Here is a 25,855-nt window from a genome sequence, read left to right as displayed (position 1 = left end):
CGTGATGAGGGGGGATGCCCGACGGGCATCGACGGCCGTCACGGGACTGCTATCATCGGGAGCCCCATGACCGCCTTGCAACCGGGAGACCGCTATGGTCCCTTCCAGATCCTCGAGGAGCTCGGCGAGGGAGGGTTCGGGCGTGTCTATCGGGTCCTCGATCCCCGCTTCGGCGTCCCGATGGCGCTCAAGCTCTCGCGCGAGCCGATCACCGCCCCCGAGACGGCTCAACGGGCGCTGCGCGAGGTCGCCGTGCTCCGCACCCTGCAAAGTCCCCATGTGGTGCGGGTCTACGACGCAGGGCTGCGCCGTGACGGGCACATCTACGTGCTGATGGAGCTGCTGTCGGGTCGACCCCTCGACGAGTGGCACGACTTCGATCGCCCGCTGTCACCGGCCTGGGCCGCACACATCGTCCATCAGTGTTGTCTGGGGCTGTGCGAGGCGCACGACCGTGGGATCGTCCACCGCGATCTCAAGCCCGCCAACATCTTCATCACGGGCGACGTGACCGTGCGGCTGCTCGACTTCGGGCTCGCGCGCTCGTGGGGCGGCGACTCGATCATCGGGCGCAGCGCGACCGTGGGGCACATGCTGGTCGGAACCCCGCACTACGCTCAACCGGAACAACTGGTCACCACCGCGCTCACCCCGGCGGCCGACGTCTACAGCCTCGCCATGCTGATGTACGAGCTGGTGTCGGGATGCGTGCCGTTCGTGCCCGACCGTCCGTCGAGCGTGGTGGTCGAGCAGTGGCAGCACAACCCCATGCAGTGGCTCCAAGCCCACGCCCGCACCCCGCCGATCCCGCTCAACCGCCACGTGGGCGATCGCGTCGACCCCGGGCTGATCGAGCTGGTGATGCAGGGCCTGGCCAAGGATCCTCGAGCCCGGCCCGCCGACGCTCGCACGTTCGCCCAGCGTCTGCAGGCCGTGTGGCCCCAGGCCTGAGAGGGGTCGGTCACCATGTCGAGTCGCAGCGCCCGCAACATGCTCATCCGACAGTGGCAGATCCTACAGCTGCTGCACGGGCGTCGGCGTGGGCTCTCGCCCAAGCGACTGCTCGAAGAGACCGGCAGCAGCCGGGCCACGCTCTACCGCGACCTCGACATGCTCGAGCAGGCCGGGGTTCCGCTGCTGCGCGAGACGATCAACGGCGAGGCCCGCATCAACCTGCTGGGCGACAAGCTCCCCGAGCTCACCGCCACGCCGTTGCAGTGGGACGCGCTGCGCCTGGCTCGGAGCTACCTCGGCCCGCTCGAGGGGACGTCGCTGCTCGACGAGCTCGATGCGCTGCTCGAGCGCAACCGACCCCGCAAGCCCGGGACCGTCGCCGAGGCGCCCGAGACCCAGTCGAGCACCGACACCTCCGACTCCCGTCACGCCCGCTCGTTGCGGGTGCTCGACGCGGCCATCGCCCAGCGCAAGAAGGTGCGCTTCCGCTACCGCTCGGCGGGTGACACGGAGTACAAGACCCGTACGGTCGATCCGCTGATGTGGCGCCTGGTCGACGAGCACGTCTACCTGATCGCGTTCGAGCCCAAGGTGGGCTACCGCACCTTCAAGGTCGCCCGCATGAGCCACACCGAGCGCCTCGATCAGGACGCCGCCGTCCACGACGTGGACGAGGACGAGCTGTTCCGAGGCGCCGTGAAGATCTGGAGCGGTCCCCCGGTGGAGGTGGCGATCCGGCTGTCCCCGTACGCCGCACGCCTGCTGCCCGAGTACCCGCTGTCACGGGAGCAAGAGGTAGTGCCGCAGCCCGACGGAGGCGCAATCCTGCGAGCTCGCGTCGCGGGCACCAAGGAGGTGCTGCGCTGGGTGCTGCACTGGGGGGTCCACGCCGAGGTGCTCGCCCCCCCGTCGCTGCGCGAGGAGCTTCGCGAGGAGCTTCGTGAGGCGCTCGCCCCGTACGAAGACGAAGACCCGCATTGACGGTAGAGTGGAAAACGACCGGCTGGGCGTGCTCCAATGGAGGCGGTGACCGACACTCGTGAGCCGACCGACACCGATGTCGACGTGACCCGGGTCGAGCCCGGTGATGACCCGTCGACACCAGCGGTCACCCCCTCGCGGGGTCCGTCGCTGACCCGGGGCGCAGTGGTGGGCCGCTACGTCATCCTCGAAGCCCTCGGTGCGGGTGGCATGGGCGAGGTGTTCTCGGCGTACGATCCCAAGCTCGACCGCCGAATCGCGCTCAAGCTGGTCAAGCTCGAGCAAAAGGAGAAGACCGCCCAGGCCATCGGTCGCCTCGAGCGCGAGGCACAGGCGCTGGCCAAGCTCTCGCACCCCAATGTGGTTGCGGTCTACGACGTGGGAACCCACGCCGATCGGGTGTTCATCGCGATGGAGTACGTGGAGGGCAAGACGATCCGCGACTGGATCGACGAGGCGCCCAGGGAGGAGACGGCCAAGCGCTGGCAGGAGGGGCTGGCGCTGATGATGCAGGCCGGGCGCGGCCTGGCGGCCGCACACGCCGAGGGACTGGTTCATCGCGACTTCAAGCCGGCCAACATCATGTTCAACGCCGAGGATGGTCGCGTTCGCGTGCTCGACTTCGGCCTCGCGCGACGCTACGGCGACGAGGATGCCGACGTCAGCAACTCCTCGCCCCGCGACTCGCTGGTGGACTCGCTCGACAGCGACCCCCACTCGCTCAGCTCGCGGAGCTCCCTGCGCATGGAGCTGACCCAGGCGGGCACGGTCATGGGTACGCCGGCCTACATGGCCCCCGAGCAGTTCTTCGGCGGGAGCATCGACGCGCGTACCGATCAGTTCGCGTTCTGCATCGTGCTCTACCGGGTGCTGTTCGGCATCCGACCGTTCGTGGGCGAGACGTTCTCGGAGCTCGGCCGCGCCGTCGCCCGGGGCGAGCTACGCGAGATCCCCAAGTCCAGCCCGGTGCCGCGTGGCGTGCGGCAGGCCCTGCTGCGTGGGCTCTCGGTCGGTCGCGAAGCTCGCCACCCCAGCATGGACGCGCTGCTCGACGAGCTCGAGCGGGCCATGGGAGCGGGCCGACGACGGCTCCGGACGGTGGCGGGCATCGCCGGTGGCGTCGCGATCGTGGCGTGGCTGGGTGCGATCACGATGGCATCCGGCGACGCCGAGCCCCCGTGTCGAGGCGCCGAGGGCAAGCTGGCCGGGGTATGGGACGACGACGTGCGCTCGGCCCTCAGCGCCGCGTTCGAGGACACCGGGGTCGCCTACGCCGCCGACGCGCGCCTGGCCGCCACCGAGCGGCTCGACGACTACGCCGAGCACTGGGTGAAGCTGCGCACGCAGGTCTGCGAGGCCACCCGGGTGCGCGGCGATCAGAGCGAGGCGCTCATGGACCTGAGGATCGGCTGCCTCGATGGCAAGCTCCGCGACCTTACGGCGCTGACGTCCGTGCTCATCGATGCCGACGCCGACGTGGTCAAGAATGCCGCAACGGCCACCGGGGCCCTGCCCGGCCCCGATGAGTGCCTCGAGCTCGACCGCGAGGCGTCGGAGCGCTTGCAGCCGAGCGACCCCACGCTGGCGAGCGCCGTGGAGCACGTGCGGGAGCAGTCGGCCCAGGCCAAGGCCCTGGGCCTCGCCGGCAAGTACGACGACGCGGGGGCCACGGCCAAGGAGGCGCTCGCCGCCGCCCGCGAGGCCGGCTACGAGCCCGCGCTCGCGGAGGTGTTGGTCGGGCTGGGCGAGCTGCACGAGCGCAAGATGCTGGCCCCGGAATCCCGCGCGGCCTACGAGGAGGCGCTCTACGCCGCGCAGGCCTCGGGACACGAGCGGGTGGAGGCGCTCGCCCTCATCGGCCTGCTCTCGGTATGGGGCATGCACCTCAGCGACCTCGACACCGCCCTGCGCTATGGCAAGCAAGCCGAGGCGATGGTCCGACGCCTCGACACGCCTCCCGAGATGCAGGCCACGATCGCGCTCTACCGCGGCAACGCCTACATGGCGGCCAACAAGTTCGAGTTGGCGATCGAGCAGCTCACGCTGGCCGTGGAGCTATCCAGGGGCAGCCCTGCAACCGAGCGGATTCACCTCGCGTCGCTCAACAACCTCGCCGCCACCCATGGCCAGCAGGGTCACTACCGCGAAGCGGCACAGACGCTCGTCCGCTCGCTCGAGCTGACCGAGGCCCGGCTGGGACCATGGCATCCCACCGTTGGGACCAACCACAACAACCTGGGCGTGACCTACTCGCGCCTCGAGGACTACGACAAGGCAATCTTCCACTCCAAGCGCGCCCTCGAGGTCTACACCAGGAGCCTGGGCCCCGATCATCCGGAGGTCGGGCGCGGCCATCACAACCTGGGGGTGGTGCAGGCCGCCATCGGCGAGATCCAGAGCGCGTACGAGAGCTACAAGAAGGCGCTCGACATCAAGAGCCGCGGCCTCGGTCCGGACCACATGAGCGTGGCGTTCTCGTCCAACAACGTCGGCGACACCCTCATCAAGCTCGGGCGTCCCGAGGAGGCCCTCCCCTACCTCGAGAACGCGCTGCGGATCTGGACCAGTACACAGGGCGAGCAGAGCCCCAACTCCATCTACGGGCTGGTGAGCTTGAGCGAGGCCTACCTCGCCCTGAACCAGCCCGCCGAGGCCGCCGAGCACGTCCTGCACGCCCTCGAGCTGGCCGAGGTGGGGGAGATCGATCCCGTCGAAATCGCCAAGGCCCGGTTCGTGGCCGCGCGTGCGGTGTGGCGCTCGGGCGGCGACCGCCGTGAAGCCATGGAGTTCGCCAAGCAATCCAAGGTGGGCTACGAAGCCTCCGAGCGGCCCTCTCCCAAGGAGATCGCGACCATCGCCGCATGGCTCGAGGATCCCGAGTGAGACGCGGCAAGGCCCGCCCCATCCGAGCGCAAATGCGGACGGCTCAGGTCGCTTTGGATGGCTCACCCATCGAGCCCAGCATCCGCGCCAGCTCGCCCATGCGCACCGGCTTGGTCAGGTAGTCGTCCATGCCAGCGCTCAGGCACTGCTCGCGGTACCCCGTCATGGCATGGGCCGTGACCGCAACGATGGGCACTCGAGCGCCGGTCCCGTGCTCACGCTCCCGAATGATGCGCGTGGCCTCGAATCCGTCCATGACCGGCATCTGGATGTCCATGAACACCATGTCGACCTCGTGCGCCGCGACGAATGCCACCGCCTCGCTCCCGTCCACGGCGGTATGAACCTCGCAGCCCAGCTTCTCGAGGTTGCGAGCGGCAACCCGCATGTTGATGGGGTTGTCGTCCACCACCAGCACTCGCCGACGCCCTTCGGTCGACGCACCGAACGCCACCTGCGAGGCCGTGGAGGACTCGGGCTCGGGTGTCGCGAGCGGAAGCGGCAAGCGCACGGTGAACACGCTCCCGACCCCCACCGTGCTCTCGAGGCCCACCTCACCGTGCATCGCCTCGACGAGCTCGGCCGTGATCGCCAGCCCCAGCCCCGCCCCCTCGTGCGCGCGCGTCGATGATCCGTCGACTTGATGGAACTTTCGAAACACGGCAGCCCTATGCTCGGCGGGAATTCCGGGTCCCGTGTCCTCCACCTCGATCACGAAGCACGCCGGGGTACGGGTCGAGTCGTGCCTCACACGGACTCGTACGTGTCCCCGCTCGGTGAACTTGACCGCGTTGCCCACCAGGTTGGTGAACACCTGGATGACGCGCCGCGCGTCGCCCAGCACCCGACGCGGGGCTTGCTCGGAGTAGTGGAGCTGCAGCGCCACGCCCTTGCGGCTCGCCGCGGGCCTCGCGGCATCGATCACGTTCTGGAGCACCGCCCGAAGGTCCAGTGGCGCAACCACGAACGTCAGCCGTCCCTGTTCCACCCGCGAGAGATCGAGGATGTCGTTGATGAGCCCCAGCAGCGCGTGCGACGACACGGCCGCGGTCTCGACGTAGTCGCGCTGCTCATTGGTCATCGGCGTGTCCCGCAAGAGCCCCAGCATGCCCATGATGCCGTTCATCGGGGTGCGGATCTCGTGGCTCACGTTGGTCAGGAACTCGCTCTTGGTCGCATTGGCCCGATTGGCCATCTCGACGATCGAGTCGCGGGTACGCGTCAACCACACCATGATCGCCAGCGTCCCCATCCCCGCCATCAGCCCGAACACACCGCTGTTGATCGCGGCCGACCACTCCGAGACGCCGTTGCGGGGCCAGGCCACCGACTCGATCACGATGCACGAGAGCGCGAGCAAGCCCGCGACCCACTGCTTGGTCCTTTGATTGCGCTCGAGCAGCACGAACGCCAGCCCCAGCGCCAACTGGTGGTGCGGCACCATGGCGTTGCGAAACACGAAGCTCAGCGCCAGCGTCATCACGTTGAGGAACACGAGCACCAAGAGCGCCACGCCATTGCCGCGGGATGAATCGGCGAGCCGCAACGCCACGGCCAGCAGAACGACGGTGGCGAAGCAGATCGAGCTCGAGAGCCATGAGCCACCGATGAGCTCGACTGGAGTGGCGACGAGCCCCGCGACCAAGATCACGGTGTACAGAACCCTCCGGACCCGTACGTGAGCCGCGCGCTCCCATGACGAGGTCGACCACGCTTCGGCGCCCGCGGTGGAGGCTCGCCGCTCGAGCTGCAAGTGCTCGGAATTGGGCGCCTCCATCAGGCTCGCATCATCCGCGAGCACGGTAGCAAACCACCATCATCGGCTCAACGCACCACGGTCAGTCGGGCTCGTCGGCCGTCGTCCGCACGGTCGAGGTCCGCGGACGACCGGAGGCATCACCTTCGGGCTCGATGGCCACGGCCTCCCACGCGGCCACCTCGGGGGGCCCCAGTCGTGCCGCCGCCGGCATTGCATCGAGCAGCGCCTCTCGCATGGCCAACGCATCGGGATGGCGCTCTTCGGGTTGGGCGCGGAGGCAACGCTCGGCCACGGGAATCAGCGCGGGCGGCAACGCGCTCAGATCCGGAGGTTCGGCGCGACGGATGCGGTCGAGCACGGCCGCGGGCCCGTCCCCCTGGCCGTCGAAGGGCCGCCGTCCGGTGAGCAACTCGACCAACATCACGCCGACGCCGAATTGATCGCTGCGCCCATCGAGAGGCCGTCCCGCGACCTGCTCGGGAGACATGTATGCGTACTTGCCCCGCCGCACGTTGGCCTGGGTGTCACCCGCGAGGTAGGTGGCCTTGGCGATCCCATAGTCGGCCAGCTTGACCTCGCCCCCGCGGGACACGAGCACGTTGGAGGGACTCACATCGCGGTGCACCAGTCCCAGCGGTCGCCCCGCATCGTCGGGCAGCGCGTGCAGGTGGTGCAGCCCCAGGAGCACCTCGGCCACCAGGTGCACGACCAGCGCCGGCACGGCGGCGTGGCGTCGGCGCAGGGTATCGAGATCGGCGCCCTCCACGTAGTCCATCACCACGTAGTAGGTGCCCTCGTGCAGCCCCAGCCCGTGGACGGCCACGAGGTTGCGGTGCGCGATGCGGGCTCCCACCCGCGCCTCGGCGATGAGCAAGCGCTCGAGCTCGCCATCGCCCGCGAACGCCGGCAGCGGGCGCTTGATCGCCACCAGGCGCTCGAACCCGCTGGCTCCGAGCGAGCGAGCGAGGAGGACCTCGGCCATGCCTCCGTGGCCCAGGCGGCGAAGCACCGGGTAGGGACCGATGGCAGCGGGGAGATCGTCGGCCACGGGATCCATCGAACGGTAGCACGCCCCACGCAGCGACGGCCTGCGCTAGGCTGCTGGGGTGTCCACCGTCGCCACCCTCTACGGCGAGCCGCTGGAAGGCGGGCCGCGACGGTCCCAGCTCGAGGTGGTGGAGGGCCGCGACCTCGGCCGCGCCGTGGCCCTGGTCGAGGGCCGCGACACGCGGGTGGGCACCGCGAGTGACTGCGACCTGGTGCTGACCGACGAGCGCGTCTCCGGCCACCACCTGCGCGTGCGCCCGGACGGAGATGGCTTCCACGTCCACGACGAGGGCAGCACCAATGGCACGCACTACCAGGGCTCGCGCATCGATGCTGCCCGGCTCCCCGCGGGGGCCGTGCTCAAGATCGGGCGCACGGTGCTGCGCCTGCAGCCACAGGCGGCCGCGCTCGATCTACCACCCAGCCGCTCGCGAAGGTTCGGCGAGCTGGTCGGTGAGAGCCTCGCGCTGCGTCAGGCGTTCGCGGTGCTCGAGCTGGCCGCACGCTCCGACGTGACGGTGCTGCTCGAGGGCGAGACCGGCACGGGCAAGGAGTTGGCCGCGCGAGCGCTCCACGAGGCCAGCGCGCGGCGGCGCGGACCATTCGTGGCCGTCGACTGCGGGGCGCTGCCCGAGACGCTGGTGGACTCGGAGCTGTTTGGCCACGTGCGCGGGGCGTTCACCGGCGCAACCTCGGATCGCAAGGGAGCGTTCGCGCGTGCGAGCGGGGGCACGCTGTTCCTCGACGAGCTCGACGGGATCTCGGCGACCGTGCAGGCTCGCTTGCTACGCGCGCTCGAGGAGCGGGTGATCCGACCGGTCGGCTCGGACCGCGAGCTCCCGCTCGACGTTCGTCTGGTGGTGGCAACCCAGACCCCGCTGCCGGCCCGTGTGGCCGAGGGACGCTTTCGGGCCGATCTATTCTATCGCATCGCCGTGCTGCACCTGCGGCTACCTCCGCTACGCGAGCGTCGAGAGGACGTGGGCCCGATCGTGGCCGAGCTGCTGCGTCGCCGCGGGCTCGAGCCAGGGGGGGTGGAAGGCCCGGGACTGCAGCGGCTGTGCGCCCACGACTGGCCCGGCAACGTCAGGGAGCTGCGCAACGCGATCGATCGCGCAGTGGCCCTGTCGCCGGGTGTCACGGGCTTCGAGGGCCTGCGGCTGTGGCTACCTGCGCGCGAGCCCGAGCCGTCCTCGCTGGCAATTCACACCGACGTCCCGTTCGCAGCGGCCAAGGCGGCGGTGATCGAGGAATTCGAGCGGCGCTACCTCGGCGAGCTGTGGGCCCAGCACGACGGCAACCTCTCGGCGGCCGCCCGCCAGGCCGGTCTCGATCGCAAGCACCTTCGCACGCTGCTGCGCCGACATGGTCTGATCCCCGGCGATCCTTGAGCCGAGGGTGCCGCTGCCGCGGCCCATGAACGCTCAGTCCCCGCGCACCTGCACCACCACCGCGGTCAAGTTGTCGGTACTGCCGGCCTCGTAGGCAGCGGCCACCAGCGCCTGCGCGGCCTCCTCCGGACACGTCCGCATCAGCTCGCCTGCGATCGTCGGCTCCGTCAGTGGCTCCCACACACCATCGGAGCACAGCATGAGCACGTCGCCTGGACGCAGCCAACCCATCGCCACGTCGGCCCCCAGCTCGCCGGGCATGCCCACCGCACGCGTGAGCATGTGACGAAAGCCCGCCATGTCGACCGCTTCGCCTTCCATGCCGGCGCGACGAGCTTCCTCGGCCACCGAGTGGTCGACCGTCAGTCCTTGCAGCACGCCATCACGCAGTCGATACACGCGACTGTCACCCACATGACCGACCACCAGGCGAGCGCCGCTCCACGCCACCACGGCCGCGGTCGAGCCCATCCGCGCCAGCACGCCCTCGCGGCGTGACTGCACGACTCGATGCGCGTGCTCGAGGCCCACGCCAACCAGGTCGGCCAGCGGCTCGCGCGTCGGCCTCGGGGCGAGGGGCAAGGTCGAGTCGGCATCGCGACACGTGCGATCGAACAGCTCGACCAGGCTCTCCACCACCAGGCGGCTCGCGACCTCGCCCCCTTCGTACCCCCCCATGCCGTCGGCGACCACGGCCAGCCCGAGATCGGGGCGAACGGAGTGGGAGTCCTCGTTGTTGCGACGACGACCAACATGGGTGATGGCACTGCAACGGATCTGCATGCTCCCTCGACAAGCGAGCGCCGTGCCGCCCTCAACCCCGCGACATCCCATGATCGAGTGGGGACTGGACTCCCCACCCACCCCTCCATCGCTCGACTCGGTGGGGAGCCGGCACCCCACCGCCGCCTCCACCGCCCGACCGGTCGCGGCGCAGGCCGTGCCCGCCCGGGCTCGATCCCGCTCGTCTCGAGCGCCCCGGGTCATGATCGATTTCGGGCGCCTTCATGTCTCATGCTGGTGAGACGCACCCCCCGTATCTTGTTCGCGTACCATGGAGGCGCACGAACTGGTCGACGTCGGGTTCCCGGTGCGGGGAGGCAAGCTCCCCGCCGATCACGGCTACCTGCTGTTCTCGGCCCTGTGCGACGCGATCCCGCGCCTGAGCCACGAGCCGGGCTGGGCGCTGCTCCCCGTCGACGGCACGGTCGAAGGCGGGCGTCGCATCCTCCTGGGTCCACGATCGATGGTGCAGCTTCGCCTGCCCGCGCGCGAGCTGGGCGAGGCGTTGACCCTGACCGGCCGCGACCTCGCCGTCGGTGCCGAGCGCGTCCACCTGGGCATGGCCCGCGTGCGACCCCTGAGTTCCTCGCCCCGCCTGCGCTCGGCCGCGGTGACCATCCAGGGCGCCACGGGGCCTGCCTTCCTCGCCGCCCTTCGGCGCGAGCTCGCGGCGCTGCCGCTCGGGCAAGATCCCGCCACCATGGACGTTCGCGTGGGCGAGCAGCGGTTTTTGCGAGCCCGCGTGCGGACGGTCGTCGGTCACGAGGTCGAGCTGTCCGGCCTGCGCCCGCGCGCGTCACTGTGCATCCAGGCCCACGGCCTCGGTGGCCGCCGGCACATGGGCGCCGGCGTGTTCCTTCCCCTATCCGATGCTCCCGACCCCTAGCTTGACCTTGTCGTAGTTGCCGATTCTCTACCTCGCCCCCGCGCGGCGCTCGATGCCGCCAACGCCCGACGACGTGGCGACCCCCGACTGGGTCGCGGTCACGGAGAGGGTGACTCCAGCCATCGCGACCGTCGCGACGTCGACCCGTGACAGTACGGGTGCGTGGCCACGGGCACCGCGTGGGGGCGTTCTTTCGATCTGCGTCCAACTCGACGCGCAACCGCGGCGATCCCGTTGCGCGCTCGTGAAGATCTCGTTGCATCACGCACCTAGACTCCGCGCGGCGGAGGGCTGGCCCATGCCCCCGCCTGGAGTCGACACATGCGCTTCCCCGTCAGGATCATCCACTCCCTGGCCTCGCTCGCCCTCGCTCCCCTGCTCGCCTGCGGCGACGACACCACCCCGCCGGTGGCCGAGGGTTCGACGGGCGAGAGCACTGGTGCCGATCCCAGCGCCGGCCCCACCACCAACCCGACCACGGTGGCCGACACCACCGAGGGCACCACCGCCGGCTCGACCACCGATGCCACCGGAAGCGACGGCTCGTCGGGCACCACCGGCGAGCCCGAGCCGGTGGCCACGATCCCCTCCACGGTCAAGGAGCTCGTGGCGCTCGAGCACGACGGCACCGACGTTCCCGACTTCCCGCTCGAGTACAGCCCTGGATCGAGCTCGCTGAGCGTGATCCCACAGCTCGAGTCGGTGTTGATGGCGGCGTTCCTCGACTCCATCACCACCGACACCGCTCGTACCGCACCCACCTGGGGCTCCAACAACGACTTCATCGCGTACCTCGGCGACGGCTGGCAGGACGACGTGGGCTCCCCGTACTTCTCGGGCTCGGGCGACGCCGGATGGATGTGGACGAACTTCGAATACATCAGCAACGACCGCGCGTCGGTCGGCGCGGCCCCCACCGGAGTCGGCCTGCAGATGGCCACGTGGCTGCACGACCAGGGCGTGGCCGAGTTCCAGTTCGACGTCACCGACTCGGCGCAGTGGGATGCCGCGGCCGTGGACGCCTACATCCTGTGGCACAAGCGCATGCTCGGGGGGGCGCTCTACCGCGCCGAGCGAGGTGCGGGCGGCTGGGCGATCGACCCGGACGCCGCCAACGTGCGCTTCGATGCGACCAGCAACACCCTGATTCGGATCACGGGGCCGATCGACGTGGGCGTGGCCCAGGACGATGCTGGACGCGATCTTCCCCCGAACGTGGTCCCCGGAACCTCGAGCAACTGCTCGGGCGGGATCACACCGTGGGGCACGATCATCAGCGCCGAGGAGAACACCCAGTTCGCCTATGGCAACGTCGAGTCGTGCTGGAGCAGCTCCAATGCGCTCATCGGCGGCGGCCCGTGCGATCCGGGCGCGGACATCGTGTGGGACGTGAGTCCGAGCCCGAGCTCGGACTTCAATCGCGGCACCGCGACCAACACCCGGCCGGACTACTATGGCTACCTCGTCGAGATCGACCCCGAGGCGCCACCCAGCGCGCCGTATGACGCGGGCACGGGCGACGGCCACCAAAAGCTCGGCTCGATGGGGCGCGCCCGCTGGGAGAACGCCACCTTTCACGTGGGCCCTGACGCCAACCTCGTGCCCGATCAGCCGATCGTGTTCTACGCCGCCGACGACACGCGCGGCGGGCGAATCTACAAGTGGGTGTCGGCTGCCAACTACACCGCCGGCATGAGCAAGGCCGAGATCCGCAACCTGCTCGCCGACGGCTCCGTGTACGCGGCCCACTTCGCCGACCTCGACAACTCCGATGGCAACGGCGGTGAGCTCGGCGGCGTGACCGTGGGCGGCACCTTGGCCTCGGCCGCGGCCCCCGGCGGTGGCCAGTGGATCCGCATGTCCCCCGACAACAACGCCCAGGTGGCCCCCAACGCGGGCGGAGGCGCAGGCGGCATGACCACGGTGGGCGAGGCACTGCAGAGCCCGACCTGGAACGGCCTGGGCGGCTTCCCCGACGACCAGACCGTGCGGGTGGGGCTCTACACCGCCTCCAACAAGGTGGGCATCCGCGAGCTCAACCGCCCCGAGGATCTCGAGTGGAACGCAGCCACCGGCACGCTGTGGATCGCGTTCACCAACCACAACCGCCCCAACGCCCTGCGCGACGATGGCACGCTCAACCTCGACGATCCCGGTACACCGACCAACGAGCACGACGACTTTGCACGCAGCGACACGACCGGCTCGATCTTCGTGCTCACCGAGGCCAACCCCGACGACCCGGGTAGCTCGCAGGAGTTCACGTTCTACACCGCGTGGCGTGGCACCGCCGGCAACGGCACCTTCGACGCCGCCAACCCCGACAACCTGGTCATCGACAGCGAGGGTGGGATGTGGTTTGGAACCGACGGCAACTACTCGGCCGACACCCAGGACGCGATCTACTACCTCGAGCAGGCCGATGATCCATCCCAGAGCCGCGCCTGGCGCGTGGCCAGCGTGCCATCGGACGCCGAGGCCACCGGCCCGATGTTCGCCGCCGACGAGCTGACCCTGTTCATCGGCGTCCAGCACCCCCGCGAAGACTTCGCCGGCGCCCCCGACTCGGACTTCGCGGTGTTCGGGACGCTCGGCCCTCGCTCGGGCCAGGTCGCGCTCACCCTCGTGCCCCGCTAGCCATCCCGTGCCTGGGCCCGCGACCACCCTCCGTCGCGGGCCCAGGCCCACTTCGCTCGTCGTACCCATGCTGCGCATCCCGTCCACGTCGATGCCCCTGCTGCTGCTCGTATCGAGCTGTCGGCCCGCCGAAGCGCCGGTGTCCAGCACCGAGCCCGCACCCGGCCCGGTCGCCGCGGTGACGGAGCCCAAGCCCGCGAGCCCCACCCGCCTCGCGCAGAAGGGCCCAGGGCCTGGCGCCGACGGGTACTTCCCGCTCGAGCACGCGCGACGCCGCCACGGCCGGGTCGACAACCGCGAGGCGCCGATCCCCCTGCCCTGCTACACACGGACCGACGGCCAGCACAACCCGTGCTGGGCGTGCCATACCGAGAGCACCTATCCCAACCTGCGCTCGGACACCGATCTGCAGGAGGCCTATGCGTTCTCCGACCATGGGCGAGAGAACCGCTGGACCAACGCGTTCGTCGATCGGCGCGAGGCCATCACGGCCATCGATGACGAGACCATGCTCGAGTGGGTACGACACGACAACTACTCGCGCCTGCGCGAGCTCCTCCAGGGGCACGTGACCCCGTGGGCCTATCCGCTCGATCTCGACGTGCACGGCGGCTTCGACGACGAGGGCTTTGCGCGCGACGGGAGCCACTGGCGGGCGTTTCGCTACAAGCCGTTCGTGGGCACCTTCTGGCCCACCAATGGCAGCACCGATGACGTGTTCATTCGCCTCCCCGCTGCGTTTCGGCAGCGGGAGGGCCAGCCCTCGATCGCGGTCTACAAGGCGAACCTCGCCCTGCTCGAAGCAAGTCTGGCCAGCGATCCGCGGGTGGACGACACCGACGTGCGATGGCCCATCGAGCCACTGGACGAGCAAGTGCTGGGGGTGGACCTCGACGCCGACGGCATGCTCGAGTCCTCGGTCACGTGGCTCCACGGCCTACCCGACCACTACCTCGGTGACGCGGCCGAGCACTCGCTGCACCGTGGGCTCTACCCGGAGGGCACCGAGTTCCTGCACTCGGTGCGCTACCTCGACCCCGACGCCCCGGGGATGATCGCCACCCGCATGAAGGAGCTGCGCTACCTCCACAAGGAGCGCGAGGAACCTCGACGGCGGATCTTCTCGCTCTACGAGCAAGAGGCCAACGAGCGAGAGGAAGGCGTGCTGCCCCGCTACCACGGCGACGCCGAGACCGGCTTGCTGACCCCGTTCGGCTGGCGCGTGCAGGGCTACATCGAGGACGCACGGGGCCGCCTGCGGCTGCAGACGCAGGAGGAGCACCTCGCGTGCATGGGATGTCACTCCGGGCTCGGAGTCACCGCCGACGGCACGTTCTCGTTCCCCCGCAAGGTGCCTGGTGCCGCGGGGTGGGGTTACCAGAGCATCGACCGCCTCCCCGACGTTCCCCAGCTCGGACACGACGAGCCCGAGGTGCTCACCTACCTGCGAAGGGCGGGCGGCGGTGACGAGCTCCGGGCGAACGACGAGATCCTGACCCGCTTCATGCCCGACGGCGTGCTCGACGACGCGGCGCTACTTCGCGCCGCGCCCGGAGGGGATCGCGACCTCGGCGATCTGATCATTCCCAGTCCAGAGCGCGCGCTCGCGCTCGACAAGGCCTACCTGGTGTTGGTCCGCGAGCAGGCCTTCGAGCGCGGACGAGACGCGATCGTCTCGCCTCCGACCAACGTGCACCGCCGCATCGACGTCGACCAGACCGGTCTACGCGAGGCAGAGCGAGTGTACCGGGACGGCACGGTGCGACTGGACTGGTCGTCAACGGAGGCGTGGAGTCCGGGCCCGTCCTCTTGACCCTGCGAGGCTATCCGCCTTCGAGCTCCGCCACCCGCTCCTGCGGTTGCTCCGCCTCGGCCGTGGCCGTACCTTCGAGCGCCGTCACGATCGCCGCCGACTCCACGTGCAACCGCTGCTCGCGGTCGAGCTTGCGTACGTCGACCACCGCCACCACCTTGGCCGGCTCGCGCTCACCCAGCACGGCCGCCGTCTCGGGCGTCATGGGATGCACCACCGGCTGCTCCACCACCCGCTCCACCAGCTCGTGCTGCACCCGTAGCACCTCGACGTACTGGATCTCGGGTGGTGAGGCCCGTCCTTCGAGGACATCGACGTTCAGGCGCCACGTCATGGGCGAGTCGGGATCGCGCCAGGTCCTGTCCGTCGTCGCTTCCTCGGTTCCCTCGCCCTCGCCCTCGCCCTCGCGAGGCACCACGAACCCGGTGTCGTCGTCCTGCAAGAACGTGACGATCTGCTCGAGCACCCGATCGGCCGGTCCCTCGAACACCAGGCCATCGCCCGCGGAGAGCGGCCGCGTGATGTCACCGGCAGCGGCCTCGTGCTCGCCGCCGAACAGCTTCTTCCAGCCCCCGAAGAGCTCGATGTCGAGCCTGACCAGCACGTGCTCGTCGCGAAAGTCGGCGAAGTCGCGACGCAGTCCCTCGAGATTGCTCGAGGGGTGCCCGGCGTAGCGACGATCCTTCCACACCTTGCGCACCCACTGCGGTGCCTTCCATCGAAATGGCCGCACCTCGTGGGTGCTGGCGATCTTGGCGTAGTCGTCGCGCTGCGCAGTGACGCGCTCGAGCTGCTCGGTCCGGACCTTCAGCCGCCGCTCGATCCCACGGGCTTCGGCATTGGCTCGTGCGTGCGCGAGCGAGAGGCGGTGCTCGGCCGCCTGCAGCGCCTTGAGCCGCTGCCGACCCAGGCTCCAGGCGAAGGTCATCCCCAGGCCAAGGCCCACGAACAGGTAGACGAGGTCGAGGAGCACCGCCTCGACGGTGTCTCACACGAGCCCGCTTGGCAAGCACCCACCGCGAGCACACGTCTCGAGAGCCACGCTCACTCCTCCGCCGGCTCGGGCATGGGCACGTCGAGGTCGGTTCGGCGCAGATCGACGGTATACGGCCCCTCGCGATGTCGCTCGAGCCGATCCCACGCAATGGGGTGCGCCATCTGATCGCCCCGGGTGAAGCGCTGGCTGCGACGCGCTGCGGCCTCGAAGCGGGTCAGCGGTGGCCGGTCGAACGCCCGCCCCTCGGGATGCCACACATGGTACGTACACGCGCCCAGCGACCGCTTCGCCCAGCGATCGAGCACGTCGATGTGCAGCGGGTGATGGATGCCGAGGTGCGCGTGCAGGCTGTGGGGCGGCGCCCAGGCCCGAAACCGCACCCCACCGACGAACAACCCCGCGCGATCGGTCGCGCGCAGCGGGAGGGCGCGACCATTGACGATCACCGCGTGGCGCTCGGGCACGAGCCCGTCGGCTCGGATCTCGATGCGTTCCATCGAAGAGTCCACGTAGCGTGCGGTGCCCCCGGCGATCTGCTCCTCGCCCAGGACGTGCCACGGCTCGATCGCGTTGCGGAGCTCGATCCGCACGTCGCGCGTGTCGAGGTGCCCCACGAGCGGGCACCGCAGATCGACGAACGGGCGGTAGCCGTCCGGCTCCAGCGGCAATCCACGGCCATCGAGGAACGCGAGCACGTCCTCGAAATCGCGCCAGAGATGGTAGGGCAGCAAGAATCGATCGTGCAGCGACTGCCCCCAGCGCACCAGCTCGGCGCGGAGCGGCGCCTTCGCCAGTGCGGCGACCACCGTCCGCGCCAGCAGCATCTGCGCCACCGCCATCCGCGGGTGCGGAGGCATCTCGAACGCTCGCAGCTCCACCAGCCCCTGACGACCCGCGGGCGAGCGAGGGTCGAACAGCTTGTCGATCGAGATCTCGGCGCGGTGCGCATTGCCGGTCACGTCGACCAGCAGGTTGCGAAACAAGAGATCGGGTAGCCATGGCGGCGGATCCCTGCCCACCTGCTCGTGCGCGTGCTCGAGCGCGATCTCCAGCTCGTAGAGCTGATCGTGGCGCGCCTCGTCCACGCGCGGCGCCTGCGACGTGGGGCCCACGAACAACCCGGTGAACATGTAGCTGAGCGACGGATGGTGCTGGAAGAAGGTGATGAGGCTGGCGAGCAGCTCGGGCCGGCGCAGGAACGGGCTCCGAAGCGGCGTGGGACCGCCCAGCGTGAGGTGGTGCCCTCCTCCGGAGCCGGAGAGCCGCCCGTCGAGCAGGTACTTCTCGGTGTGCAGGCCCGCGTGCAGACCCGCGTCGTAGATCGTCTGCAGCAGCGTCGCGTAGTCCTCGAAGGTTCGGGACGGCGGGATGTTGACCTCGAGCACCCCCGGATCGGGCGTCACCGTGACGCGCGACAGCAGCGAGCCCGACGGCGGCGGGTAGCCCTCGAGCATCACCGAGAGTCCGAGCTCGCCACAGACGCGGTCGACGACCTCGATCAGCTCGACGAAGTCGGCCTGGGTGCGCAGCGGCGGCAGGAACACGAACAGCGCGGGCCGGCCATCGACATCGAGCCGCTGCTCCACGCACAGCGCCGTATGGACCGCCGCGGCAGGCCGTGAGGCGGTGGGACGCCCCTGCGCCGTCGAGCGCTGGTGCACCCCTTCGTCCTCGTCGTCGGCCACACGGTCCATACGACGTGGATCGGCCGGCTCGAACGCCTCTTCCACGGGCTCCCAGGTCATGGGCGCCCCCTCGAGCGAGTCGAGCGGCAAGCGCAGGCCCGCCGGGCTGTCGCCCGGGATCAAGAACAGGTGCTCACGGCGAAAGCTCCACGCCTGTGTGCACCAACGGCCGGTGTCCAGCTCGCGCGCCAGCGGAATCACCCAGGCGCTCGGCGCTCGCAGGCCCTGATCGAGCACGCGTGCCAGTCGAGCCCGCTGTGCGCCATCCTCCAGCGTGAGGGTCAGTGGATCGCGATCGAGCGGGACCCGAGCTTCCTGCGCCACGTAGTGCCACGGGTCCTCGTAGGCCGGCTGCGGTCCATCCGATAGATCCAGCGCGTCGACGAGCTCTCGGGCCAAGCGCTCGGCCGTAGGTCGCTCGGACGCGGGCTCGTGCTCGACCGCGGACGACCGCCACAGCGCCAAGCCATCGCATCGGCCGATCGCATCCAAGGCCCATCGCGGCAGCGGCTCGCCCGGATAGAGCTTGCCCATGCGCGTCATCACCACCCCGCCGGGGCAGAGCCGCCTGCGCAGCTCGTGCGCCATGCGTAGCCCCGCACGCCACTTGCTGGGCCCGAGCGCGGCCCCGTTCCACTCTGGCTCGGCCCCATCGTCGCGCGAGGTGAAGGTGGGCTCGCCCCCCATGGTCAACACCAGGCCGCGCTCGTCGAGCGCGACGTCGGTGCGCCGCCCGGCGTCCATCAGCGCGGCCCAGACCTCGTCGGTGTAGGGCGCCGTGGGGCGCGGCTCGTGACCGAGGCGGGCGACCGTGATCTCGAACGTCACGCGATCGGCCTGCACGTCGGCCATGCCGTGCAAAGGAGCCGCCAGGGTTGGTGTCGCACCGGTCGCGAGCGGAATGTGGCCCTCCGACGCGAGCAACCCCGACGTCGCATCGAGGCCGATCCATCCCGCGCCCGGCACGAAGGCCTCGGCCCACGCATGCAGATCGACCACGTCGTGGTCGAGTCCCCGCGGCAGGTCGGGTAGCATGCCCTCGTCGGCCACCTGCACCAGGTAGCCGCTGGCGAAGCGCGCGGCGATGCCACGCCGACGCAGCAGCGCCACCAGCAGCATCGCCGAGTCGCGACAGCTCCCACGCCCGTGCTCGAGGGTCTGCTCGGGCGTCCACACCCCGGGCTCGTCGCGAATGACGTACTCGATCCCGGCGGTGACGCGCTGGTTGGCTTCCACCAGTGCATCGACCGTGCGCCCAGTGGTGGGCAGCGTGGCCAGCAACGCCTCGAAGCGCGGCCCCGTGGCCAGCGCCGGCTCCCGTAGATCCAAGAACGGCGCCAGCTCGCCGCGGTACTCGACGGGATACGAGAATCCCAGCGCCTCCACCCGGGGATCGACGAAGAAGTCGAAGGGGTTGACGGGACGGATCTCGACCGCCATCTCCACGAGCACCTCCAGCTCGGACAGCCTCGTCTTCGCCGGAAACGTCACCTGAGCCACGCGATTGCCGAAGGGATCGAGGATCCAACGGATCCGCTCGGCCTGCTCGCACGAGAGGCGGTAGGTTTCGATCCGCGCCTTGGCATGTGCAGCGGGATGTAGCCGTAACGTGTGTGTGTCGAGCCCAGCGGGCCTGGGGTAGCGATAGCGGCTTCGATGCTGAATCAGCAGGCGCACGGTAGCTGGCTCGCACCTTGTCACGACCTCGGAGTGATCGCAACGGTGGTGATGCGCTATCATCAGCCAGTGGAGGCGGCATCCTCGGCCGATCTGTTTGCGAGCTACCAGCGAATCCCGGGGGCCTACGATGAAATCGTGGGACCCGATGACCGCGTGCGCGGCGACCTGGGGACGATGCTCGAGCCGTTGGTCCGCATGGATCCCGACCAGCTCGCACATCGTGCCGATCTGGCCGCGCTGTCGCTCATCAATCAAGGCGTGACGTTCTCGGTCTACTCCGACTCGGCCGGCAGCGAGAAGGTGTTTCCGTTCTGTCCCGTGCCTCGCATGCTCCGCCACGACGCGTGGGCCAGGCTCGAGCGCGGCCTCGTGCAGCGCTTGCGAGCGCTCGAGCTGTTCCTCGACGACGTCTATGGCGCGCAGACCTTCCTCACCAACCCCCGCATCGACCCGGGCATGGTGCTCGAGTCCTCGGCCTACATGGCCAAGCTACACGGCATCAAGCCCGCGGGCGGGGTGCGAGTACACGTGGGCGGCATCGACCTCATCCGCGGGGCCGACGGCGGCTTCGCCGTGCTCGAGGACAACCTGCGCTGCCCCTCGGGCGTGTCGTACGTGCTGCAGAACCGCGTGGTCAGCAAGCGCGTGTTCCCGGAGATGTTTCGCCGCGCACGCGTCCGAAGGGTCGACACCTACCCCGCCCGCCTCGCCGCCGCCCTGACCGCGGTGGCTCCGTGCGCCGAGGAGGATTGCTGCTCCGTGGTGCTGACCCCCGGCTCGTACAACTCGGCCTACTTCGAGCACACGTTCCTCGCCCGCACCATGGGCATCGAGCTGGTCGAGGCCAGCGATCTGTTGGTCGATGATGACAGGGTCTATGCGCGCACCACCGCAGGGCCGCAGAGAGTGCACTCGATCTATCGCCGCACCGACGAGACCTTCCTCGACCCCGAGGTGTTTCGCCCCGACAGTCTGCTGGGAGTGCCCGGGATCATTCGCGCCTACGCGGCCGGCAACGTCGTCCTCGCCAATGCTCCGGGCAACGGCATCGCCGACGACAAGGGCATCTACCCGCTGGTGCCCGAGATCATCCGCCACTTCCTCGGCGAGGAGCCACTGCTCGCGCAGGTGCCCACGTACATGTGCGCACGGCAGGACGATCGCGCCTACGTGCTCGAGCACCTCCACGAGCTGGTGGTCAAGCTGGTCGATGGTGCCGGCGGCTACGGCATGCTGATGGGCCCGCAGTCCACCGCAGACGAGCGCGACCAATTCCGTGCCCGCATCCTGGCCGAGCCGCGACGCTACATCGCCCAGCCCCTCGTCGAGCTGTCGACCACCCCCACCTGGATCCCGGAGAAGCACCGCTTGGAGCCGCGCCGCGTCGACCTCCGTCCCTACGTCATCACCTCGCCGGACGGCCCCTGGGTGCTACGTGGCGGGCTCACCCGCACCGCCCTGGTCGAGGGCTCCTACGTGGTCAACTCCAGCCAAGGAGGCGGCTCCAAGGACACCTGGGTGCTCGAGGAGCGCAGCTGATGTTGATCTCGCGCGTCGCCGATCACTGCTTTTGGTTCGGCCGCTACCTCGAGCGCGCCGAGGCCACCGCGCGCTCGCTCGGCTCCACGCGCGAGGCACTGATGGGTGCCGACCTCGAGGAGCGCCAGAGCTGGCTGCCCATCGTCATCGCCGGCGGCGAGCAGGAGCGCTTCGAGGAGCACTTCGTCCGCGCCGACCCCAACGTGGTGCACGACGGCGAGCGGGTGCAGGAGTACATGGTCTGGGACGATCGCAATCCCAGCAGTCTGCGCGCCTCCATCGCGGCGGTGCGGGCCAACGCCCGCTCGATCCGCGACCACCTGAGCCTCGAGGTCTGGTCACAGATCAACGAGCTCCACTGGTGGATCGAGCGTCCCCTGGCCGGCGGCGGCGCCACCGGGCCCGTGCCCCACGGCCGCAGCGACTGCGCACGCCAGGTCTGGCTCGACGATCGTCATGCCTTCTACGCGCACATCGCCGAGTCCAGCGCGCTCACGGCCGGCCTGCTGCGCACCACGATGCTGCGCGACGGCCCCTTCGACTTCATCATCCTGGGCACCATGATCGAGCGCGCCAGCCAGACCGCGCGCGTCCTCGACGTGCAGCACCACGCGCTCGAGCTCTCACGGGCCCACGTAATCGTCGACACGGCGCTGTGGCTGGCGTTGCTACGAGCGTGCGCCGGCTACGAGCCGTTCATGCGCCGGCATCGAGGCCGGGTCTCGGGTACGGCGGTCGCCGCGTTCTTGATCCAGGACCCTCGCTTTCCCCGATCGATTGGCTTCGCGCTCCAGTCTGCGCAGGGTCGCCTCGAAGCGATCCGCGCCAACGATCGACGTACGGAGGGCCCAGAGCCCGCTGGAGGAAGCTCACAGCAGCGCCTTGCCACGCTCGGCGCATGGCTCGATGCCCGCTCACCCCAGCAGCTGGCCGGAAGCTCGATCCACGACGTCCTCACCCACGTCGTCGACGAGGTCCACACCATCGCCAGCCAGATCGGCGTCGAGCTGCTGGGCTACGCACCGCCCCCCGCGCCCGGCGACGCCCACCATCAGACGCAGGGGTAGGCTCGGCGCCGCCCAGCGGCTTGGACCGACACATCGGTTCACGCGATACTCGCCCGATGCCGCCCCGCAGGCGGCCCGACCGGCCGTGCCGAACCTCCTCGTGATGTCCTTCGAGGGCCTGCTGTCGCCCTCGTTCACTCTCTACCAGACCGATGCCGAGGGGCGACCCGATGGTTGGGGCGTGGGGTACTACGGTCACGGCGAGGAGTCGGCCACGGTCTTCAAGGAGACCACGCCTCCGCACGGTGAGCGGCGACCGGTCTATGCCCCCGGGGTGGAGCAGCTGGCCTCGTCGCAGTTCATGGTGCAGGTCCGACGCGCCCGCTGGGGCAGCGCCGATCGCCTGGCCAACACCCAGCCGTTCCTGCGCAGCTTCAGGGGCCGCGACTGGCTGTTCGCCCATGCGGGCAGCCTCGAGCATCGCATCGAGGTGGCCGGTGAGCGCTTGTTCGAGCCGGTGGGCTCGACCGACAGCGAGCTGCTGTTCTGCGAGCTGCTGAACCACGTTGCGGAGCGACGCTGGCGCAACCTCGGCTATGCCGACTTCGCGCTGATGCACCAGTGGTTCTCGGGCTTCAACGACTACGGCACGCTCAGCGCGGTGCTCAGCGACGGGCGCGACCTGGTGGTCTACGCCGACCGCCACAACCCGCTGCCCATGTGGACCCTGGCTCCGCCGCACGGAGCCCTGTCATTCCGCGGACGGCACCTCGAGGTCGACCTCGCCGCGCGCGGGGTCAAGGCGCAAAGAGGCATCATCATCGCCTCCGATCCGCTCGAGGTGGGCGAGGACTGCACCGCCCAGGCCACCCGGGTCGAGCCGGGCACGCTGCTGGTGATCCGCGAGGGTGCCATTCGCCATCAGGTGACGCCCGCCCCCGCCCCCCCCTCCACCAAGGGTGAGATCGCGGCCCCCACGGTCGTGGTGCGCGGCCGCCTGATGGACCGGCCACGCAAGGCCCCCGTCCGCACGTTCGAGGTGCTCCACGAGACCATCTACCGCTACGAGCGTCCCGTCGAGCACAGCACCCACATGCTGCGGCTGACGCCCTGCCACGATCGACTGCAGCGGCTGCTCGATCACCGCATCGCGATCACCACCGAGTGCCGCGAGCGGGTGTTCGAGGACGTATTCGGCAACTCGGTCCGCAAGCTGCTCGTCGAGACGCCGTTCGCGGAGATGCGGATCACCGCCCGCTCCACGGTACGGGTGCTCGACACCGACCCACTGAGCTACCGCCCGCTGCATGCCCGCACCACCATCCCGCTCGACTGGATGCCATGGCAGCGCCACATGCTCATGCCCTACCTGCTGCCGCCCGAGCTGCCCGAGACCCAGCTGCTCGAGCTCATCGAGTACGCACGCGGGTTCGCGCGCCGCAACGACGACGACCTGCTCGACACCCTGCTCGACATCAACGCGACGATCTTCTCCGACTACGAGTACTTGCAGGGCACCACCAGCCTGTCGACGACCGCGTGGGAGGTCTACGAGCGCCGCCGTGGGGTCTGCCAGGACTTCTCCAACCTGTTCATCTGCCTGGCCCGATTGCTCGGCGTGCCAGCGCGCTACGTGTGCGGCTACGTGTATACGGGCCCCAAGGGCGAGGAGCACCCCCAGTCCGAGGCCTCGCACGCGTGGGTACAGGTCTATCTGCCCGAGGTGGGCTGGAAGGGCTTCGATCCCACCAACGGGATCCTCACTCAGACCGATCACGTGCGCGTGGCCGTTGGCCGCAACTACATCGATGCGACGCCCACGTCGGGCACCATCTACGTCGGCGGTGGAGGTGAGACCCTCCACGCCGAGGTCAGGGTCGAGCCGCTCCCCGGCCTCGAGGAGGCCGAGCTCGAGGACGAGCGCTGCAGCAAGACGATCATCGTGCTCGGCAGCCGCGCGTCCTCGTCGGACCTCGACCCCAAGGCCGCCTCGGGCCCCGCAGAGGCGAGCATTGCGACCCCCCTCGAGAGCGGCCTCAAGCCCGAGCAGCAGGCCCAGCAGGCAGCCCAGTCGGTCAGCGAATCCGACCCGACCAAGCCCTGAAGCCCGAGCGTGCTCTCGAGCCACGGCGTCTTCGTCGAGCCCCATCGAGCAAGGCCGTCGGCACCACCCGGGCGGGCCGCTCCGCGGCCCACCCGATCAGTACTCGTAGCCGCGCACGCCTACCTTCACCTCGGCGAGTACGCCGAAATCGGTGGTGGGCTCGCCGGGCTGGCGACCGGTAAGGAACACGTCCACGAACGGGGAGACCCCCACGCGCACGTTGGGCTTGCTGGTGGCGAGCTGCCCCGCCTTGCCCACCGGATACCAATAGAGCCACGACTCGAAGCGCATCACGTGCACATCGTCGAACGGATTGGCGCCGCGGCTGGTGCCGGCGGCGGCGTAGCTGAGCGCGGGCCCCAGGCCCAGCTGGGAGAGCACCTTGCCTGCCCGTCCCTTGCCGCTCTGGATGCTCACCAGCACGGGCACGGTGACCGCGAACACCGGAGTGGTGCCCGGCGCGTCGATGATGGTGGGCACCGTAAAGGCCGGCGTCGAGGGATCACCGTCATCGAACAGGATCCCCACTGCATCGGAGTCGTACCACTGGCGATCGTAGCGGATGAGCACCTGCGGAGCCACACGCGTTCCGCGGGGCGGATAGCGGTAGTAGAGGAACCGCATCAACGTGTGCACACTGTGACGAGTCTCCTTGCTGGGCTCCATCACCCCGCCGTCGGGCGAGTACCGAAACGTCTGCACCCCCCACGCGGCCTCCAGCGAGAGCATGGTGAAGCTCGCGGCGCCATCCGAGTCCTCGGGAGTGGAGTCGCGGATCCAGTCGAATACTCCACCCACCCGCCACGACCCCGAGGCACCGTTCAGCGAGTCGATCGCGGCGCGGCCGCTGCCGCTGCTGCTCGACTGCGTCACGGGAAGCCGCGCTCGCAAACCCAACCGGTAGTTGTTGCACACGGCCGACTCGTCGTCCTTGCACACCGGTCCTACGGTGAGATCGCCTCCGAGTTCGAGCTCGGAGGCACGGTCGGCCACCTCGAACCGAGCAAAGGGCGAAGGCGTAACGCCGGGTCGCGGTCCGCCCTCGAGGGCCAGACCGCCGTCGTCGTCCTCCTCACCAGGCTCCACGTCGCCATCGCCATCGCCATCGCCATCACCATCGCCGGGCTCCGGTTCGGGCTCTGGATCCGGCGGAGGGTCGGGATCGGTCGGCTCGGGCGGCGGATCGGGATCCGTCGGATCGGGATCGGGCGGATCGGGATCGGACGGATCGGGATCCGTCGGATCGGGATCGGGCGGATCGGGATCCGTCGGATCGGGATCGGGATTGGGATTGTTGGGGTCGGGCGCCGCGCCGACCAGCGTGCCGGCCATGAGGAAGGCCAACCACGCGCTCATAGGGTCAGCTCCAGCTCGCCATAGCCACCATCGAGACGCAGCTCGAGGGTCTGATCGTCGGCGGTCCCCGGGAGGTCGATGGTCAGGCGATACTTGGCGTTGCCAATCCCGAACACGCGCACCTTGACGCGCGTGCCGGACTCGTCGATCGAGCCAGACCACCAGCGTTCCTCGTTGCCGTCGTGGGCGATGCGCTTCTTGCAGTCGACGAAGGCATAGAAGCGCTCGATCGTTCCGTCGATCGGCGCCAGCTTGAGGGTCAACGAGCGTGCCATGGGGGCGATCCTCCTGGGTGGCATGGAGTATACGACATCGACTCGGGACGTCGCGACCCGGGGACGCTTGGTCCGTGC

At 69.6% G+C, this 25,855-nt stretch carries 17 protein-coding genes; 10 read left to right on the top strand and 7 right to left on the bottom strand.

The features are described 5' to 3' along the window. The first annotated feature begins 66 nt into the window (after positions 1-66). Genes OEB96_RS32355 through OEB96_RS32345 form a run of 3 tightly spaced genes read left to right on the top strand, consistent with a single transcriptional unit; the run spans position 67 to position 4,818 of the window. On the top strand, positions 67-951 hold the full coding sequence (locus OEB96_RS32355; protein WP_266220687.1) for a serine/threonine-protein kinase: 885 nt from the start codon (positions 67-69) through the stop codon (positions 949-951). A gap of 15 nt (positions 952-966) precedes the next feature. Next, a complete protein-coding gene (locus tag OEB96_RS32350) occupies positions 967-1,935 on the top strand; it encodes a helix-turn-helix transcriptional regulator (protein WP_266220686.1) in 969 nt (322 codons plus the stop codon). A gap of 45 nt (positions 1,936-1,980) precedes the next feature. Next, positions 1,981-4,818 carry a tetratricopeptide repeat protein gene (locus OEB96_RS32345; RefSeq protein ID WP_266220685.1) on the top strand — a complete coding sequence of 946 codons (2,838 nt, stop codon included), beginning with the start codon at positions 1,981-1,983 and terminating at the stop codon, positions 4,816-4,818. Between the two features lie 43 nt (positions 4,819-4,861). Here the strand turns inward: OEB96_RS32345 and OEB96_RS32340 are convergent, their stop codons facing one another. Next, entirely contained in the window at positions 4,862-6,595 is a 1,734-nt protein-coding gene (locus OEB96_RS32340; protein WP_266220684.1) for a response regulator, read from the bottom strand. Between the two features lie 61 nt (positions 6,596-6,656). Next, entirely contained in the window at positions 6,657-7,625 is a 969-nt protein-coding gene (locus OEB96_RS32335) for a serine/threonine-protein kinase (protein ID WP_266220683.1), read from the bottom strand. A 58-nt stretch (positions 7,626-7,683) separates the two neighbouring features. On the opposite strand from OEB96_RS32335, the gene OEB96_RS32330 reads away from it, so the two are divergent. After that, positions 7,684-9,015: a sigma 54-interacting transcriptional regulator gene (locus tag OEB96_RS32330; protein ID WP_266220682.1), complete on the top strand. Its 1,332-nt coding sequence runs from the start codon at positions 7,684-7,686 to the stop codon at positions 9,013-9,015. Positions 9,016-9,048: 33 nt separating this feature from the next. On the opposite strand, the gene OEB96_RS32325 is transcribed toward OEB96_RS32330, so the two are convergent. Next, on the bottom strand, positions 9,049-9,798 hold the full coding sequence (locus OEB96_RS32325; protein WP_266220681.1) for a PP2C family protein-serine/threonine phosphatase: 750 nt from the start codon (positions 9,796-9,798) through the stop codon (positions 9,049-9,051). A 271-nt stretch (positions 9,799-10,069) separates the two neighbouring features. Here OEB96_RS32325 and cas6 point away from each other — a divergent pair, with 271 nt between their 5' ends. The 3 genes from cas6 to OEB96_RS32310 all read left to right on the top strand — a co-directional run bounded on the left by cas6 (position 10,070) and on the right by OEB96_RS32310 (position 15,134). Next, a complete protein-coding gene (gene cas6 / locus OEB96_RS32320; RefSeq protein WP_266220680.1) occupies positions 10,070-10,684 on the top strand; it encodes a type I-MYXAN CRISPR-associated protein Cas6/Cmx6 in 615 nt (204 codons plus the stop codon). Between the two features lie 321 nt (positions 10,685-11,005). After that, positions 11,006-13,321: a PhoX family protein gene (locus OEB96_RS32315; protein ID WP_266220679.1), complete on the top strand. Its 2,316-nt coding sequence runs from the start codon at positions 11,006-11,008 to the stop codon at positions 13,319-13,321. Positions 13,322-13,388: 67 nt separating this feature from the next. Beyond that, positions 13,389-15,134, top strand: a complete 1,746-nt coding sequence (locus OEB96_RS32310) for a hypothetical protein (protein WP_266220678.1) — start codon at positions 13,389-13,391, stop codon at positions 15,132-15,134. A 10-nt stretch (positions 15,135-15,144) separates the two neighbouring features. Here the strand turns inward: OEB96_RS32310 and OEB96_RS32305 are convergent, their stop codons facing one another. Together OEB96_RS32305 and OEB96_RS32300 are read right to left on the bottom strand one after the other, a co-directional pair. Further along, positions 15,145-16,107 (bottom strand): hypothetical protein, encoded by a 963-nt coding sequence (locus OEB96_RS32305; RefSeq protein ID WP_266220677.1) that lies wholly within the window; start codon positions 16,105-16,107, stop codon positions 15,145-15,147. A 71-nt stretch (positions 16,108-16,178) separates the two neighbouring features. Next, positions 16,179-19,493 carry a transglutaminase family protein gene (locus OEB96_RS32300; RefSeq protein WP_266220676.1) on the bottom strand — a complete coding sequence of 1,105 codons (3,315 nt, stop codon included), beginning with the start codon at positions 19,491-19,493 and terminating at the stop codon, positions 16,179-16,181. A 69-nt stretch (positions 19,494-19,562) separates the two neighbouring features. On the opposite strand from OEB96_RS32300, the gene OEB96_RS32295 reads away from it, so the two are divergent. The 3 genes from OEB96_RS32295 to OEB96_RS32285 all read left to right on the top strand — a co-directional run bounded on the left by OEB96_RS32295 (position 19,563) and on the right by OEB96_RS32285 (position 24,146). Beyond that, complete coding sequence (locus tag OEB96_RS32295) at positions 19,563-21,035, top strand: circularly permuted type 2 ATP-grasp protein (RefSeq protein WP_323137457.1); 1,473 nt, start codon at positions 19,563-19,565, stop codon at positions 21,033-21,035. Further along, complete coding sequence (locus OEB96_RS32290; RefSeq protein WP_266220675.1) at positions 21,035-22,102, top strand: alpha-E domain-containing protein; 1,068 nt, start codon at positions 21,035-21,037, stop codon at positions 22,100-22,102. Before OEB96_RS32295 ends, OEB96_RS32290 begins: the two co-directional genes overlap by 1 nt. Before the next feature lie 85 nt (positions 22,103-22,187). Beyond that, the gene (locus tag OEB96_RS32285; protein ID WP_266220674.1) at positions 22,188-24,146 is read left to right on the top strand and encodes a class II glutamine amidotransferase; all 1,959 of its coding nucleotides are present in this window, start codon (positions 22,188-22,190) and stop codon (positions 24,144-24,146) included. Between the two features lie 96 nt (positions 24,147-24,242). Here OEB96_RS32285 and OEB96_RS32280 read toward each other — a convergent pair whose 3' ends face one another. Both OEB96_RS32280 and OEB96_RS32275 read right to left on the bottom strand, forming a co-directional pair. After that, positions 24,243-25,502 carry a hypothetical protein gene (locus OEB96_RS32280; RefSeq protein ID WP_266220673.1) on the bottom strand — a complete coding sequence of 420 codons (1,260 nt, stop codon included), beginning with the start codon at positions 25,500-25,502 and terminating at the stop codon, positions 24,243-24,245. After that, positions 25,499-25,777 (bottom strand): hypothetical protein, encoded by a 279-nt coding sequence (locus OEB96_RS32275; protein ID WP_266220672.1) that lies wholly within the window; start codon positions 25,775-25,777, stop codon positions 25,499-25,501. Before OEB96_RS32275 ends, OEB96_RS32280 begins: the two co-directional genes overlap by 4 nt. Between the last annotated feature and the right edge of the window lie 78 nt (positions 25,778-25,855).

The sequence above is a fragment of the Paraliomyxa miuraensis genome, from assembly GCF_026337845.1.
Lineage (GTDB): Bacteria > Myxococcota_A > Polyangia > Nannocystales > Nannocystaceae > Paraliomyxa > Paraliomyxa miuraensis.
Note: the sequence above shows the minus strand (reverse complement) of the source record. Positions and strands in the feature narration are given on the sequence as shown.

Bases quoted from the DNA above. Each gene is read 5' to 3' on its own strand.
- OEB96_RS32355 (WP_266220687.1), top strand. From the start codon at position 67: ATGACCGCCTTGCAACCGGGAGACCGCTATGGTCCCTTCCAGATCCTC.
- OEB96_RS32350 (WP_266220686.1), top strand. From the start codon at position 967: ATGTCGAGTCGCAGCGCCCGCAACATGCTCATCCGACAGTGGCAGATC.
- OEB96_RS32340 (WP_266220684.1), bottom strand. From the start codon at position 6,595: ATGGAGGCGCCCAATTCCGAGCACTTGCAGCTCGAGCGGCGAGCCTCC.
- OEB96_RS32325 (WP_266220681.1), bottom strand. From the start codon at position 9,798: ATGCAGATCCGTTGCAGTGCCATCACCCATGTTGGTCGTCGTCGCAAC.
- cas6 (WP_266220680.1), top strand. From the start codon at position 10,070: ATGGAGGCGCACGAACTGGTCGACGTCGGGTTCCCGGTGCGGGGAGGC.
- OEB96_RS32315 (WP_266220679.1), top strand. From the start codon at position 11,006: ATGCGCTTCCCCGTCAGGATCATCCACTCCCTGGCCTCGCTCGCCCTC.
- OEB96_RS32310 (WP_266220678.1), top strand. From the start codon at position 13,389: ATGCTGCGCATCCCGTCCACGTCGATGCCCCTGCTGCTGCTCGTATCG.
- OEB96_RS32290 (WP_266220675.1), top strand. From the start codon at position 21,035: ATGTTGATCTCGCGCGTCGCCGATCACTGCTTTTGGTTCGGCCGCTAC.
- OEB96_RS32280 (WP_266220673.1), bottom strand. From the start codon at position 25,502: ATGAGCGCGTGGTTGGCCTTCCTCATGGCCGGCACGCTGGTCGGCGCG.
- OEB96_RS32275 (WP_266220672.1), bottom strand. From the start codon at position 25,777: ATGGCACGCTCGTTGACCCTCAAGCTGGCGCCGATCGACGGAACGATC.